This is a genomic window from Chromobacterium amazonense (assembly GCF_001855565.1).
Classification (GTDB): domain Bacteria; phylum Pseudomonadota; class Gammaproteobacteria; order Burkholderiales; family Chromobacteriaceae; genus Chromobacterium; species Chromobacterium amazonense.
In genome coordinates, this window is record NZ_MKCR01000027.1 from 36,760 (window position 1) to 51,686 (window position 14,927).

10 protein-coding genes are annotated in these 14,927 nt (G+C 64.8%); 8 read left to right on the top strand and 2 right to left on the bottom strand.

Annotation, left to right across the window (positions count from 1 at the left end; genetic code table 11):
• The first annotated feature begins 8 nt into the window (after nt 1-8).
• From aceF to BI343_RS11185, 5 genes are all read left to right on the top strand, one after another.
• Nucleotides 9-1,658: a dihydrolipoyllysine-residue acetyltransferase gene (gene aceF, locus BI343_RS11165; protein WP_071109737.1), complete on the top strand. Its 1,650-nt coding sequence runs from the start codon at nt 9-11 to the stop codon at nt 1,656-1,658.
• A gap of 112 nt (nt 1,659-1,770) precedes the next feature.
• Entirely contained in the window at nt 1,771-3,570 is a 1,800-nt protein-coding gene (gene lpdA / locus BI343_RS11170; protein WP_071109738.1) for a dihydrolipoyl dehydrogenase, read from the top strand.
• A 628-nt stretch (nt 3,571-4,198) separates the two neighbouring features.
• Nucleotides 4,199-4,720, top strand: coding sequence for an REP-associated tyrosine transposase (locus BI343_RS11175; RefSeq protein ID WP_071109739.1), 522 nt, complete (start codon nt 4,199-4,201; stop codon nt 4,718-4,720).
• Nucleotides 4,721-4,988: 268 nt separating this feature from the next.
• Nucleotides 4,989-5,561, top strand: a complete 573-nt coding sequence (locus BI343_RS11180; protein ID WP_071109740.1) for an SMI1/KNR4 family protein — start codon at nt 4,989-4,991, stop codon at nt 5,559-5,561.
• Nucleotides 5,558-6,253 (top strand): HAD family hydrolase, encoded by a 696-nt coding sequence (locus BI343_RS11185; RefSeq protein ID WP_083340913.1) that lies wholly within the window; start codon nt 5,558-5,560, stop codon nt 6,251-6,253. Before BI343_RS11180 ends, BI343_RS11185 begins: the two co-directional genes overlap by 4 nt.
• Before the next feature lie 8 nt (nt 6,254-6,261).
• Here BI343_RS11185 and BI343_RS11190 read toward each other — a convergent pair whose 3' ends face one another.
• The gene (locus BI343_RS11190) at nt 6,262-7,455 is read right to left on the bottom strand and encodes a GGDEF domain-containing protein (protein ID WP_083340914.1); all 1,194 of its coding nucleotides are present in this window, start codon (nt 7,453-7,455) and stop codon (nt 6,262-6,264) included.
• 217 nt (nt 7,456-7,672) lie between these two features.
• Here BI343_RS11190 and BI343_RS11200 point away from each other — a divergent pair, with 217 nt between their 5' ends.
• Nucleotides 7,673-8,317 carry an HAD family hydrolase gene (locus BI343_RS11200; RefSeq protein ID WP_071109743.1) on the top strand — a complete coding sequence of 215 codons (645 nt, stop codon included), beginning with the start codon at nt 7,673-7,675 and terminating at the stop codon, nt 8,315-8,317.
• Between the two features lie 58 nt (nt 8,318-8,375).
• On the opposite strand, the gene BI343_RS11205 is transcribed toward BI343_RS11200, so the two are convergent.
• Nucleotides 8,376-8,600 carry a hypothetical protein gene (locus BI343_RS11205; protein ID WP_139165712.1) on the bottom strand — a complete coding sequence of 75 codons (225 nt, stop codon included), beginning with the start codon at nt 8,598-8,600 and terminating at the stop codon, nt 8,376-8,378.
• A gap of 614 nt (nt 8,601-9,214) precedes the next feature.
• On the opposite strand from BI343_RS11205, the gene BI343_RS11210 reads away from it, so the two are divergent.
• On the top strand, nt 9,215-11,002 hold the full coding sequence (locus tag BI343_RS11210) for an autotransporter assembly complex protein TamA (protein WP_083340915.1): 1,788 nt from the start codon (nt 9,215-9,217) through the stop codon (nt 11,000-11,002).
• A 7-nt stretch (nt 11,003-11,009) separates the two neighbouring features.
• A complete protein-coding gene (locus BI343_RS11215) occupies nt 11,010-14,822 on the top strand; it encodes a translocation/assembly module TamB domain-containing protein (RefSeq protein WP_071109745.1) in 3,813 nt (1,270 codons plus the stop codon).
• Nucleotides 14,823-14,927 lie beyond the last annotated feature (105 nt).

A 14,927-nucleotide genomic window follows, 5' to 3' on the forward strand; every position in this document is an offset into this window, starting at 1 on the left:
GAAAGCTCATGAGCAATCTGATCGAACTGAAAGTGCCCGACATCGGCGGCCACAGCAATGTAGACATCATCGAAGTATTCATCGCCCCGGGCCAGACCGTGTCCGTGGACGACTCCCTGATCACCCTGGAAACCGACAAGGCCACCATGGAAGTGCCGGCCGAAGCCGCCGGCGTGATCAAGGAAGTGAAAGTCGCCGTGGGCGGCAAGATTTCCGAAGGCGATGTGATCGCCATCCTGGAAGTGGGCGCAGCCGCGTCCGCTCCGACCCCGGCGGCAGCCGCGCCGGCGCCCGCAGCCGCTCCGGCCGCTGCCCCGGCTCCGGTAGCCGCCGCTCCCGCCGCCGCGCCTGCCGCCCCGGCGGCTTCCGGCCGCAGCGAAATCCGCGTGCCGGACATCGGCGGCCATAACGGCGTCGACGTGATCGAAGTGACCGTCAAAGTCGGCGACGAAATCGCCGTCGACGACAGCCTGATCACGCTGGAAACCGACAAGGCCACCATGGAAGTGCCGGCCACCGCCGCGGGCAAAGTGGTGGAAGTGAAGATCAAGGTGGGCGACAAGGTCAGCGAAGGCGACCTGATAGTCGTGGTGGCGACCGAGCAAGGTAGCGAAGCGTTGCGAGGAAGTGGCGCTGTCGCAGCCGCTTCCGCCCCGGTCGCCGCCGCGCCCGCAGCCGCGCCGGTGGTGGCGCCGGTCGCCGCCGCCGTGTCCGCCGCCATCGACGAAATCGCCTTCTCCAAGGCCCACGCCGGTCCGTCCGTGCGCCGCCTGGCGCGCGAACTGGGCGTGGACCTGGGCAAGGTGAAGGGCAATGGCCGCAAGGGCCGCATCACCGAAGACGACGTCAAAGCCTTCGTCAAGGGCGTGATGCAGAACCCGGCCGCTCTGGCCCCGGCTGCCGCGCAGGCCGGCTCCGGCGCGGGTCTGGACCTGCTGCCGTGGCCGAAGGTGGACTTCGCCAAGTTCGGCCCGATCGAAACCAAGCCGCTGTCGCGCATCCAGAAGATTTCCGGCGCCAATCTGTCGCGCAACTGGGTGATGATCCCGCACGTCACGTTCAACGACGAGTGCGACATCACCGAGCTGGAAGACTTCCGCAAGACCGTGGGCAAGGAATGGGAAAAGTCCGGCCTGAAGATCAGCCCGCTGGCCTTCATCATCAAGGCCGCCGCCGAGGCGCTGAAGGCCTTCCCGACCTTCAACAGCTCGCTGGACGGCGACAACCTGGTGCTGAAGCAGTACTACCACATCGGTTTCGCCGCCGACACGCCTAACGGCCTGGTGGTGCCGGTGATCAAGGACGCGGACAAGAAGGGCCTGCGCCAGATCGCCCAGGAACTGACCGACCTGTCCAAGCTGGCCCGCGAAGGCAAGCTGAAGCCGACCGACATGCAGGGCGCGACCTTCACCATCTCGTCCCTGGGCGGCATCGGCGGCACCAGCTTCACGCCTATCGTGAACGCGCCGGAAGTGGCCATCCTCGGCGTCTGCAAGTCGCAGATCAAGCCGGTGTGGAACGGCAAGGAATTCGCGCCGCGCCTGATGTGCCCGCTCTCCCTGTCCTTCGATCACCGCGTGATCGACGGCGCGGCCGCCGCGCGCTTCACCGTGCACCTGGGCAAGCTGCTGTCGGACGTGCGCCGTCTGATCCTGTAATGGTAGGGCGGAAGCCTCGGCTTGCCGAGGCGTTCCGCCTTCTCCTTGCCGCATGCAATACGGCGGAACGCCCCCGGTAAAGCGGGGGCTTCCGCCCTACGGATGGAAAACCATGAGCAATCTGATCGAATTGAAAGTCCCGGACATCGGCGGCCACAACAACGTGGACGTGATCGAAGTGTTCGTCAAGCCGGGCGACGTGATTGAAAAAGAAGCCAGCCTGATCACGCTGGAAACCGACAAAGCCACCATGGAAGTGCCGGCCGAAGCCGCCGGCACCGTCAAGGAAGTGCGCGTCGCCGTGGGCAGCAAGGTCTCCGAAGGCGACCTGATCGTGGTGCTGGAAGCGGGCGCCGCTGCCGCCGCCGCGCCGGCTGAAGTCAAGCCGGTGGAAACTGTGGGCGTGGCTTCCGCCACCACCCAAGCCGGCTTCGCGCCGCAAGCCGCGCCGATCGCCGCCAGCCATAGCGGCGGCGCCGACATCGAGTGCGACGTGATGGTGCTGGGCGGCGGCCCCGGCGGCTACTCCGCCGCCTTCCGCGCGGCCGACCTGGGCCTGAAGGTCGTCATCGTCGAGCGCTACGCCACCCTGGGCGGCGTGTGCCTGAACGTGGGTTGCATCCCGTCCAAGGCGCTGCTGCACAACGCCGCGGTGATCGACGAAGTGAGCCACCTGGCCGCCAACGGCATCAAGTTCGGCAAGCCGGAAGTCGATATCGACATGCTGCGCGGCTACAAGGAAAAGGTCATCGCCAAGCTGACCGGCGGCCTGGGCGGCATGGCCAAGGCGCGCAAGGTGGAGATCGTGCGCGGCAACGGCCGCTTCATCGATCCGCATCACATCGAAGTCTCGCTGACCACCGGCAAAGGCCGCGAAGAGTCCGGCGAGAAGAAGATCGTCAAGTTCAAGAACGCCATCATTGCCGCCGGCTCCCGCGTGGTGAAGCTGCCGTTCATCCCGGACGATCCGCGTGTGGTGGACTCCACCGGCGCGCTGGAGCTGAAGGGCGTGGCCGACCGCATGCTGATCATCGGCGGCGGCATCATCGGCCTGGAAATGGGCACCGTCTACTCCACGCTGGGCGCGCGCCTGGACGTGGTGGAAATGATGGACGGCCTGATGCAGGGCGCCGACCGCGACCTGGTCAAGGTATGGCAGAAGTGGAACGCGCACCGCTTCGACAACATCATGCTGAACACCAAGACCGTGGCCGTGGAGCCGAAGGAAGACGGCGTGTGGGTGACCTTCGAAGGCGCGCAAGCCCCGAAGGAACCGCAACGCTACGACCTGGTGCTGTACGCCACCGGCCGCGCGCCTAACGGCAAGCTGATCGGCGCGGAAAACGCCGGCATCGCGGTGACCGACCGCGGCTTCATCCAGGTGGACAAGCAGCAGCGCACCAATGTGCCGCACATCTTCGCCATCGGCGACATCGTCGGCCAGCCGATGCTGGCGCACAAGGGCGTGCATGAAGGCCACGTGGCGGCGGAAAACTGCGCCGGCATGAAGTCCTACTTCGACGCCCGCGTGATCCCTGGCGTGGCCTACACCGATCCGGAAGTGGCTTGGGTGGGCGTGACCGAAGACGAAGCCAAGAAGCAGGGCCTGAAGATCGAGAAGGGCGTGTTCCCGTGGGCCGCCTCCGGCCGCGCCATCGCCAACGGCCGCGACGAAGGCTTCACCAAGCTGATCTTCGACGCCGAAAGCCACCAGATCATCGGCGGCGGCATCGTCGGCCCGCACGCCGGCGACATGATAGGCGAGGTGTGCCTGGCGATCGAGATGGGTTGCGACGCGACCGACATCGGCAAGACCATCCACCCGCACCCGACGATGGGCGAGTCCATCGGCATGGCGGCGGAAGTGGCGCACGGCACCTGCACGGACCTGCCGCCGCAACGCAAGAAGTAAAGTTTGATCGGCGGTTGATTGATCGCCATCAGATGAAGAAGGGGCAAGCCTTGGGGCTTGCCCTTTTTGTTTTTGCTGGATGATATGATAAGTGGATTTTGTAGGGCGGAAGCCCGCGAAGCGGGCGTTCCGCCGCCATCAAGCCTTTCTTCGAAGGAGGGAGAGGGGGCGGGGAGAGGGGGACGTTGCTGGGTGTATGCCCGTGGGCACGAGTTTTGTGTCCGCTTCGCGGACGGATGATTTTGATGCCGGTTCCGCCCGGCGGACGGGCCAGGGGCTGTGCGGCCAGCCCCTTGGAATCCCAGGCCGCCCCAACCGCCCGGCGAAACCCCGGCTCCAAAGCCATTTCCAAGGAGCCGCCGGAACTACATGCGTGCGAATCTTTGATTCGCTCAGCGGTATGCGCTAACGTCGCCCCGCGTCGAACAACCGGCGGCTTGAGCGTGCCAATCTTTGATTGGCTCAGCTCTGGCCTTGGGAATGGTTTCGGAGCCGGCTCGTGCTGATGGGGGATGGGGCGAGTCGGTTCGGTTTGGTGCTCAAGCTGGCCCTGGGATTCGTTGGCGTGTAGGTTGGAGCTGAGCGCAGCGAAGCCCAACGTTTACCGCGGGTGTGCTGGAGGTAATCCATGCGTTATCGTCGGTTAATAGCAGAAGGCGGCACATGTTTCCTCACCGTGAACTTGGCGGATCGGCGACAAGACTATCTGACTCGTCATATCGACGTTTTACGGCAGGCTGTTCGCCAAGTGCGTGACCGCCATCCCTTTGAGATCGTCGCCATGGTGGTGTTGCCGGATCATTTCCATGCGGTATGGACCTTCCCGGAGGGCGATGCGGACTATCCGACAAGAATGGCTCTGATCAAGGCGGCATTTTCGCGCAATCTACCCAAAATCGAACGAATTCGGGAGAGTCGAGAGCGCAAGCGGGAGCGCGGCATCTGGCAGCGGCGGTATTGGGAGCATCAGATCCGGGATGAGGCGGATTTGCAGGCGCATGTGGATTACATCCATTACAACCCGGTCAAGCATGGCCATGTGGAGCGAGTGCTTGAGTGGCCGTATTCCAGCTTTCATCGCTATGTCAGGTTGGGGTGGTTGCCTGAGGATTGGGCAGGGGAAAGCGTTGTGGTGCAGTTGCAGGAGTAGGGCGCGGTGAACGTTGGGCTTCGCTGCGCTCAGCGCCAACCTACGATGGAGACCAACTTACCGGATTGATCGCCGAACCGGGCCGGATGCTGGTCAACAACACCGACTTGGTCAAACTGGCCGCCGCCTGCCACTTGCTACTGGCGGAACGGATGGGGCGGATTGCCGGCTGATGGCAAATAGGGTTGGATGACGGGGGGCGGGGCGATGGCTGCCCCTTCTTCTTGGGCATGCGATGATTTCCGGGTAGCGGAAAGAAAGGTTGAGCATGGATGAGTTGTGGCGGCAGTTCGAGGCATGGCTGGCCGAGCATTGGCCGGATGGGTTGGCGAGTTTGAATCCGCCGGCCAGCGACGCGCAAATCGCCGAGCTGGAGCGGCAGGTGGGCGTGACGCTGCCGGCCGATTATGTGGCCTGCCTGAAGATTCATGACGGGCAGAGCGGCGGCGACTTCCTGTTCGACGGGATGGCATTCCTGTCTTGCGAGGAGGTGTACCGGCAGTGGCGCGTCAGGAAGGAACTGTTGGACGACGGCGTTTTCGCTGGCGAAACGTCGGAGCCGGAAGCGGGCGTCAAGAACGACTGGTGGAATCTGCGCTGGATTCCCTTCACCCACAACAGCGGCGGCGATCATCTATGCCTGGACCTGGACCCGGCGGAATCGGGCACGCTTGGGCAGGTGATTACTATGTGGCATGAAACCGGCGACCGCGAGCGGGTGACGGCGGGGTTTGAAGCGTATTTCGCCGATTTTGTGGCCGGCGCGCTGGATGGCCGTTACACGTATTCGGAGGAATATGGCGGCTTGGTGGACGCGGTGGACGCGGTGGACGTCGCATGATGCTGCCGCGAGCGGTTTTCTTCGATCTGGACAACACCCTGGTGCATCGCGAGGCCAGCATTGATCTTTACGCCCGCCGGTTTTGGCGCGATTTCGGCGATGCCATCGATGGCGGCGGCGAGGCGCACGTCGCCGCGGTGGTGAAGCGTTGCGACAACGGCGGCTACCTGCCCACGGACTCGCCATTCACTTCGATCAAGCAGGCGGTGTCCCATGGTTTGAAAACGCAGATCGTCTGGCGGCAGGCGGTGGAGCAGGACGCGCTGCTGGATCATTGGGAGCGCCATAACGCCGTTTGCACGGCGGCGATGCCGGGGGCGGCGGAGGCGGTGGGCTTTCTTTCGGCGAATGGTGTGCGCGTGGGCGTGATTTCCAACGGCAGCCACCGCACGCGGCTGGAAAAGGTGGCGCGGCTGCCGTTTGCCGCGGCTATCGAGCTGACAGTCAGCTCCGAGTCGGCCGGCGTGAAAAAGCCGGACGCGGCGATTTTCCGAGTGGCGGCGGAGGCGTTGGGCGTGGCGCCGGAGGATTGTTGGTATATCGGCGACCATCCGCTCAACGACGTGATCGGCGCCGCGCGGGCGGGGATGGCGCCGGTGTGGCTGAGCGGCTTTCATCCCTGGCCGGCGGAGATGCCGCCGCCGTCGAGCCAAATCTCCATGCTGGCTCAATTGGCAGAACGGCTGGTTTAGCTGGCCGTCTAGCTTTCCTCGCCTTTTCCCGCAGGCGGCTCCACGCTCACCACCCTATCCCGTCCGCCGTTCTTGGCCTGGTACAGCGCTTTGTCCGCGCGCGCCAGCGTGCTGTGTATCCGTTCGTCCTCTTGCCACAGCGTGACGCCGACGGAGAAGGTCTGCTGGTCCGGCAGGTTGCGGCGCAGCGATTCGATGCGCGTCACCGCCTGCGGCAGGTCGCAGTCCATCAAGGCCAGCACGAATTCCTCGCCGCCAAAGCGGGCGAACAGGTCCGATTGCCGCATGCGCGATTTGATCAGCAACGATGCTTCGCGCAATAGACGGTCGCCTTCTGGGTGGCCATAGGTGTCGTTGAATTGCTTGAAGTGGTCCAGATCGAACAGCGCGATGGCGAGGGGGTAGCGGTAGCGTCGAGCCGTGGCCAGCATCATCTCGATCTGCAAGTCCCAGGTGCGGCGGTTGGGCAGCTGTGTCAACTCGTCGGTGCCGGCCAGCGACTCCAGCTTCTGCATCAGGCTGCGCATCTGGCTCAGCCATTTGTGCAGCAGCCGCACCAGCAAAAAGCCCATGGCGCTGGCGATGATCCACATCACCAGCATCATCCAGCGGGCGACGATGCCGTAGGAGTTGGATTGCGCCACTTTCTTCATCAGGTCCAGGGTGATTGAGACCGCCAGCGTGTTGGCGCTTTCCGAGATGTGGTTGAAGATGCGGATTTCCTCGTTCATGACCAGCTTCGATGCCTTGTCCTGCGAGGCGGCATCCTGGGCGCGGTATAAAGCGATGATTTTGCGATCCAGAGCCATGAAGCGGTTGAAATCTTCCTGCACGCTGTTGAGCAGGCTGCGTTGGTCATGGTCGAGGCGCATCGCGCGCAGTTTGCCGAGATCCCGGTTGAAGTTGTCGGCGGAGCGTAGAAACTCCGACCGGCTGATCGAATCGTTGCTGCTTGCGCCTGCCACGTGGCGGACGATGTCCAGCGCGTAGCCGGTTTGCCAGCCGTTCAGGTCCGCCGCGTCAAACTTCACCGCCATGGCGGCCTGGGCGATGGCGATGTATTCCACAATCTCCGCCCTGCCGTCCTCTTCCAGCTTTTCGATATAGAAGGACAAGACCGGCAGCAGCCCCATGCAGAGCAGGATGGGGGCGGCAACCATGATGGCCTTCAGCATGATGCCTTTGTCGTTTCTGTCAAACATGCTCGCTTCGCCGCGGTGGAGTGGGGGGGATGGGCAAGCGTCGCTCAGGCTAGGCGCTGGCGGGCTCGGGTTCTGCTTCAGAATAGATGGTTTTGATAAGGACAAATACGTAGTCGTCGCGATGGACCTTGAGAGGGCAAACGCTCGCGCTCGGCGTGAGGAAATGTCGGGATGAAAATATCAATGGCATAATATGATTTTATGATGAGGACGGCCGATGTCTCGATTTGATTTGATTATTTTCGACTGCGATGGCGTGCTGGTCGACAGCGAGCGCATCACCAATGCCGTGTTCGCCGGCATGCTCAATGAGCTGGGCTTGCCGGTGACGCTGGACGATATGTTCAGCCACTTCGTCGGCCTGTCCATGGCGCAATGCCTGAAGCAGGTTGCCGAAATGCTGGGCCAGGCGCCGCCGCCAGGGTTTGAGGCGGAATACCGCCGCCGCTGCCAAGCCGCGCTGGAAGCGGAGCTGAAAGTGGTGGCTGGCGTGCCGCAGATGCTGGAGGCCTTGCCTTTGCCGTACTGCGTGGCGTCCAACGGCAGCCATGACAAGATGCGCGCCACGCTGGGGCTGACGGGTTTATTGCCGCGTTTCGCCGGCCGGATGTTCAGCGCGCAGGAGGTGGCCGCGCCCAAGCCGGCGCCGGACGTGTTTCTGCATGCGGCGCGCAGTCTGGATGTCGATCCTGCCCGCTGCCTGGTGGTCGAGGATACGCCTACCGGCGTGCGGGCCGGCGCGGCGGCGGGCATGACGGTGTGGGCCTATGCGGCGCTGACGCCGGCCAGTCGGTTGATCGAGGCGGGAGCGGCGAGCGCGTTTGCGCAGATGGCGGACTTGCCGTTGCTATTGCAGGCTTGAAGCGTGAGCGCAGGATCAGCGGGAGCGGTTGCCGGCGGGCGCCGCTCCCGCGGCGTCATCAGTGCAACAGCAGATCTTCGTGGTCTTCGGGATAATCATTTTCCGGCGCGCGGCGCCAGGCATAGCAGCGCGGCGGGGCGCCGGCTTCGGTTTGGAACTGCTTCAGCCAGTAGGCCAGGCGGCGCCAGCAGCGGCGCTCATGAGTCAGGAAATGCAGCAGCCGGCTGCGGCTTCCAGGCTCCGGTTCTGCCGGCAGGCTGTGTTCGTTCATCATCGCGGACATGATGTTATCGCTCCAGATCGGTTGACGGGTGCTATCCACGTTTCGAACTGTAGCGATGGCGAAATCAATTTCGCGCATAAAAAGCGGCCGGACACATCAAAATCTCATCAAAGCCTTTTATCGCCGCATGCGGGATGGGCGGCGAGCGGCAGCCGGTACAACCAGGCTTCCACATTGCCGCATTCCAGGCCGGCATGGAATGGCCGGACCCGCCTGGCACCGGCGTTTTCGGCGGTGCGGATGGATGCGGCATTGTCTTAGGCCATGGCGATGTCCAGCCGTTTCAGGCACTCAGATCGGGCAGTTTCCGACGCAGTGGCAATCGGTTTGGTCGATGCTTGGACGAGTTATTCCGTATGGCATGAATTTCGTTGATCTGGAGAGGCATGGGGGTAAGCCGCATGAAAAGGTATTTCCAGCAGCTGCATGCGCTAGCCCATTGCATAGGGAAAATAGGCATGAATATGCCTAAAATTTAAGCCATTTGACATTTTTGGTCGACAATGAACTACCCGCCTTAGGCGCATGTCTGATAGGGTTTGTTTACAAGCGTTTACGGGTCGCCAGTCTTGGTGACATCCGTTACCATGCTGCATCCCCCTACGAATCCGACCATGCCTAGCGTTTTCTTCCATTCAGAATGGCTGAGCCGATTTTGCTACCGCGGCCTGCGCAGCGGGCGGCCGCTGGTCTTCGCCGCCGCTTTGTTGGCCGCGCCTGCTTTTGCCGCTGTGGATTACACGGTGGATATCCAGGCGCCTGGCAATCTGACGTCCTTGCTGCGCGACAATCTGGAGCTGATGACCAGCCAGAAGGATCCGGATATCGACCAGGCCTGGCTGGAGCAGCTGGTCAAGGGCACGCCGGACGAGGCGAAGAAGCTGCTGGAGACGGAGGGCTATTTCCACGCCAATGTCGAGGCTGCCCTGCAAGACGGCAACCGCATCGTGGTCAAGGTGGCGCCGGGCAAGCCGGCGCAGATCACCGACCTGACCATCCGGCTGGATGGCGCCATCCGCCAGCAGGACGATTATCAGCAACGTTTTGCCCAGGTGCTGGAAGCGTGGTCCTTGCCGCTGGGCGCGCCCTACCGCCAGGACGACTGGGACGCCAGCAAGCGCGCCATTCTGCGCAAAGTGCAGGCCGACCGCTTTCCCAGGGCGCGCATCGTCAAGAGCGAGGCCAAGATCGACCCGGCCACCGACAGCGCCGTGCTGGAGGTGACGGTGGACAGCGGCCCGCTGATCCGCTTTGGCCGGATCAAGGTCAACGGCTTGCAGCGCTATCCTTGGAAGCTGGTGGTGGGCCAGGCCGACTTCAACAATGGCTCGCCATACACCCAGGACAAGCTGCTGGCGTATCAGGCGGCGTTGGAGCAGTCGCCGCAGTTTTCCTCGGTGATCGTCAGCGCGGATTTCGACCGCATCGTCGACGACAAAGTGCCGGTCAATGTCGATCTGGTGGAGCTGCCGCGGCAGAAGGCGGAGCTGGGCCTGACCTACGACTCCGACGTCGGCCCCGGCGTCCGCGTCGGCTACGACCATTACAATATTTTCAGGCGCGGCTATACCGGTTCGATGCTGATCGACTGGAAGCAAGATCAGCAGTCGGTCAGCTTTGGCCTGGGCTTCCCGCGCCAGCGCGACGGCTATTCCCACTCCATCACCAGTTCCTTCAAGTCCGAAAACATCCAGGGATTGAAGACCGACACCATCGACGCCGGCGCCTGGCGCGTGCGCAGTCGCGGCAATATCGAGTCGCGCATGGGCGTGGAGTTTCTGAAGGAAAGCGAAGACGCCGGCGGCGTCACCTCGCGCGACACCCACGTCACCCAGCTGGTGTATGGCTGGACCCAGCGCGCGGTGGACGACCTGATGCGGCCGCGCAGCGGCTATCTGCTGGATGCGCGGGTTTCCGGCTCGCTGGGCCTGCTGGGTTCGTCCACTTCCATCGTGCGCGGCTATGGCCGGGCGGTGGGCTACTGGTCGCCTTTCCCCAAGTACGGCACCTTCGTCGGCCGGCTGGAGCTGGGCCAGGTCTGGGCCAAGGAGGGCGCGCAAGTGCCGTCGGCCCTGCTGTTCCGCGCCGGCGGCGCCAACAGCGTGCGCGGCTACGATTACCAGAGCCTGGGCCTGGCCGGCCCCAATGGCTCGGTGCTGGGCGGCCGCGTGGTGGCCACCGGCAGCGTCGAATACCAGATTCCGATCAAGCCGGACTGGTACTTCGCGCTGTTCACCGACGCCGGCAACGCGGCTGATAGCTGGAAAGGCTTCCAGACCATGCACGCCAACGGCGTGGGCGTGCGCTGGATGAGCCCGGTGGCGCCGCTGTCTTTCGATATCGCCAAGGCGGAGAGCGACGGCAAGATCCGTTGGAATCTCAGCCTCGGCCTGGCTTTCTAGATACCCCATGAGCGAGAACCAGAACCCCCACTCCGAACCGGCGGCGACGCCGGCTCCGCCAGGCAAGCCGCGGCGCTGGCGTTATGTTTTCGGCGCGCTGGGCGTGCTGTTCGCCCTGCTGCTGGCGGCGCTGGGTTGGATCAGCGCCAGCCCGGCCGGCTTCGCCTGGGCCTTGCAGCAGGCAGGCAAGCTCAGCGGCGGCCAGTTCAGCGTGGCGTCGACCCAAGGCGCGCTGTGGCAGGGCTTTGAGCTGAAAGACCTGCGCTGGCGCAGCGCGGGCGACGATGTCGACATCGAATCGCTGCGGCTGGATTGGCAGCCGGCGGCGCTGTCGCGCGGCGAAATCAAGATAGACCGCCTGGCTTTGGGTCATGTGCGCGTCAACAGCAAACCGACGCCAGAAAAAAAGCCGACGCCGCTGGAAGCGCCGCATTCCTTGAAGCTGCCGATCAAAATCACGGTGGGCGAGCTGTCATTGGCCAGCCTGACGCTGGAGCCGGCCCATCTGAGTTTGTACCGGCTGCGCGCCGGCTACGACTACGACGGCGCGCGCCACCGCCTGCAGCTGCGCCAGCTGGAGACGCAGTGGGGCGAGGCGCGAGCCGGCCTGACCTTGGCGGCGGCCTCGCCGTTTGCCTTGTCCGGCGAGCTGCGCGCCAGCGGCAAGCTGGAACAGACGGCGGTGAAAGCGCGGCTGGACCTGTCCGGCAACCTGATCAAGCCGGCTTTCGCCGGCGAACTGGACGGCTCCGGCATCAGCGTGGATCTGGCCGGCGCGCTGCAGCCGTTCGATTCCAATCCGTTCAACCGCTTGGCGCGGCTGGACGCCCGCGTCGGCAACATCAATCCGCAGGCCATTCTGGCCAGCTGGCCCAAGGCGCGGCTCAGCTTCGCCGTGTTCGCCGAGCCGGATGCCGGCCAGCGCATCAAGGGCGGCCTGACCCTGGTCAACGCCGAGCCGGGCCCGCTGTCGTCCCACAAGCTGCCCTTGTCCTTGCTGGCCGGCGAATTCCGCGCCGACGAGCAGGCGCTGGAGCTGTACAACAGCCATGCCGCCTTGGCCGGCGGACAGCTGGGCCTATCCGGCGAACTGAAGCCGGACCACGTCAAGCTGGCCTTCGATCTGGACAAGCTGGCGCTGCGCCAGCTGCATGCCGACGCGCCGGACGACGCCATCAGCGGCCGCGTCACCATCGAGGGCGCGCCGTCGGCGCCGCGCTTCGCCGCCGCCTTGAAAGGCAAGCTGCTGCAGGCGAACGCGCTGGCCGAGATCAGCGGCGGCAAGCAGTCGACGCTGCTGCTGAAGAAACTGGAGCTGGGTGCCAATGGCGGCGTCGCCAGCCTCAACGGCAAGCTGGGCCTGTCCGGCCGTCAGCTGTTCGAGCTGAACGGCAAACTGGAGCGAACCGACCCCGCGCGGCTGCTGCCCAGCCTGCCCAAGGGCGATTTGAACGCCACGCTGAAAATGGCCGGCCAGCTGGCTGAGCCGATGGAAGTCGGCGCCAAGCTGCAGTTCGCGCCCAGCAAGCTGTCCGGCGCGCCGTTGTCAGGCAGCGCCAATGTCTTGTTTGGCCAGGAGCGGCTGAAACAGCTGCTGCTGGACCTGAAGCTGGCCGACAACCGCCTGCAGGCCAACGGCAGTTACGGCGCGACCGGCGACAAGCTGAAGCTGGCGATCAACGCGCCCAATCTGTCCTTGCTGGGGCCGGGCTTCGCCGGCACCGTGCAGGGACAGGGCGAACTGGCCGGCGTCCCCAAAACCCCGGTGCTGGACGCCAAGCTGCAGGCCGACAGGCTGCGGCTGCCCGGCGGCGTGACGCTGCAGACTCTGCGCTTCGCCGGCAACATCAAGGCGGACCAGGCCAGTCCATTCCAGCTGAGCCTGGATGTGGCGGCGCTGCAGGCCGGCGATTTGCGCGCCGAGCAGCTGCACGCCCGCGCCGGCGGCACCCGCGCCCGCCACAGCCTGCAACTGGATGGCCGTTTCCGGCTGGAAGAGCTGGCGTATGGCGTGCAGCTGGCCGCCGCCGGGGGACTGGGCCACGACAACGGCTGGCAGGGCAGCGTGCAGAAACTGGAGCTGAGCGGCAAGCCTGGCCTCAGCCTGCAGGCGCCGGCCGCCCTGGCCATCGCCGCGGACGGCCAGCTCAAGCTCGGCGCCGCCCGCCTGGCCGCGCTCGGCGGCAGCCTGAACATAAGCGATTTCAACCGTCAGCCCAGCGGCGCCTTGTCCAGCCACGGCAGCGCGCGCGGCATTCGACTGGCCGAACTGGGGCCGCTGCTGAAGCTGCCGGTGGAGCAGAACCTGCAGTTCGATGCCGACTGGGGGCTGAATCCGTCCGGCGTCGGCCGGCTGGCGTTGTGGCGCAGCGGCGGCGATGTGCAGCTGCCGCTGGACAAGAACCGCCATGCCGCGCTGGGCCTGAAGACCGCGCGGCTGGATGCCAGCCTGGACGGCCGCATGCTGGCCTTCAACGTCAATCTGGACAGCCGCTTCGCCCAGGCGCAGGGCCAGGGCAGCCTGCCCTGGAACGGCGGCCGCATCGACGGGCATACGCCGCTGTCCGGCAATCTCCGCGCCAGCCTGCCGGCCTTGTCCGCGTTGGCGGAGCTGGCGGGTCCGGGCCTGGTGCTGGGCGGCAAGCTGTCGGCCGATCTGGCGCTGAGCGGCCCCCTGGCCGACCCGCAGGCGCAGGGCGCGATCCGCGGCGAGCAATTGAAGCTGGAAGACCACCGCACCGGCATCGCGCTGAGCGATGGCAGCCTGCAGGCCCGGATAGACGGCCGCCGGCTGAGCATGCAGCAGCTGCGCTTCGTCAGCGGCAAGGGCGATGTCACGGCCAGCGGCTCGCTGGATTTCAGCGACGCCCAGCCCGATGCCCGCGTCAAAGTGGCGCTGCAGCGCTTCAGCGTGTTCGACAAGCCCAACCGCCGGCTGGTGGTGTCCGGCCAGAGCGAGCTGGCCTTCGTTGGCGGCAAGCTCTCGCTGACCGGCCGCATCCGCTCTGATCAAGGCCGCGTCGGCTTGCCCAAGCTCGGCGCGCCGGATCTGGGCGCCGATGTGGTGGTGATCGGCCGCGCGCCGCCGGAGCCGTCCGCCTTCGCCAGCATGCCGCTGACGGTGGCGCTGGACCTGGACCTGGGCGAGCGCTTCCGCTTCTCCGGCCAAGGCCTGGATGTCGAACTGTCCGGCCTGGTGCATGTCAGCGCCAATCCGGGCGAGGCGCCGGCGGCCAAGGGCCAGGTCAAGGTGGACAAGGGCCGTTACAAGGCCTACGGTCAGGATCTGGACATTACTTTTGGCGCCATCACCTTCAATGGTCCCTTGGATAATCCGCTGCTGAACGTGCAGGCCAAGCGCCGCTTGTCGCCGGTCGGCGCCGGGGTGGAAGTCAGCGGATCGGTGTCCGCACCCAAGGTCCGGCTGATTGCCGATGAGCCGATGACCGACAAGGACAAGCTGGCCTGGCTGGTGCTGGGTCGGGCCGCCAGCGGCGACCGCGACAACAACGACCTGGCCGCCTCGGCTGGCATGATGCTGGCCGGCTCGATCAACGACCATATCGGCCTGTTCGACGATCTGGGCGTGTCCAGCCGTCAGGAAAAGACCCTGGCCAACGGCACGGTCAGCCCGGCCGAGCAGGTGGTGACGGTGGGCCGCCAGCTGACGCGCGAGCTATACCTTGGCTACGAGTACGGCATCAGCAGCGCCGACCAGGCGGTGAAGCTGGCTTACCAGCTGTCCAAGAGCTGGTCGGTGATTCTGCGCGCCGGCACCGCGCTGTCCACGGAGTCGCGCTACACCGTTCGGTTTGATTGAGAATAATCTGTTATCCTATTGTCATCGTAAGATGTTATCATCTGAAATGATTTTGGTTCGCTTTAAACCTTGGAGCCTGTTCAAAGTTCGCCGCGTATCCGGCTA

Bases quoted from the DNA above. Each gene is read 5' to 3' on its own strand.
- aceF (WP_071109737.1), top strand. From the start codon at position 9: ATGAGCAATCTGATCGAACTGAAAGTGCCCGACATCGGCGGCCACAGC.
- lpdA (WP_071109738.1), top strand. From the start codon at position 1,771: ATGAGCAATCTGATCGAATTGAAAGTCCCGGACATCGGCGGCCACAAC.
- BI343_RS11175 (WP_071109739.1), top strand. From the start codon at position 4,199: ATGCGTTATCGTCGGTTAATAGCAGAAGGCGGCACATGTTTCCTCACC.
- BI343_RS11180 (WP_071109740.1), top strand. From the start codon at position 4,989: ATGGATGAGTTGTGGCGGCAGTTCGAGGCATGGCTGGCCGAGCATTGG.
- BI343_RS11185 (WP_083340913.1), top strand. From the start codon at position 5,558: ATGATGCTGCCGCGAGCGGTTTTCTTCGATCTGGACAACACCCTGGTG.
- BI343_RS11190 (WP_083340914.1), bottom strand. From the start codon at position 7,455: ATGTTTGACAGAAACGACAAAGGCATCATGCTGAAGGCCATCATGGTT.
- BI343_RS11200 (WP_071109743.1), top strand. From the start codon at position 7,673: ATGTCTCGATTTGATTTGATTATTTTCGACTGCGATGGCGTGCTGGTC.
- BI343_RS11205 (WP_139165712.1), bottom strand. From the start codon at position 8,600: ATGTCCGCGATGATGAACGAACACAGCCTGCCGGCAGAACCGGAGCCT.
- BI343_RS11210 (WP_083340915.1), top strand. From the start codon at position 9,215: ATGCCTAGCGTTTTCTTCCATTCAGAATGGCTGAGCCGATTTTGCTAC.
- BI343_RS11215 (WP_071109745.1), top strand. From the start codon at position 11,010: ATGAGCGAGAACCAGAACCCCCACTCCGAACCGGCGGCGACGCCGGCT.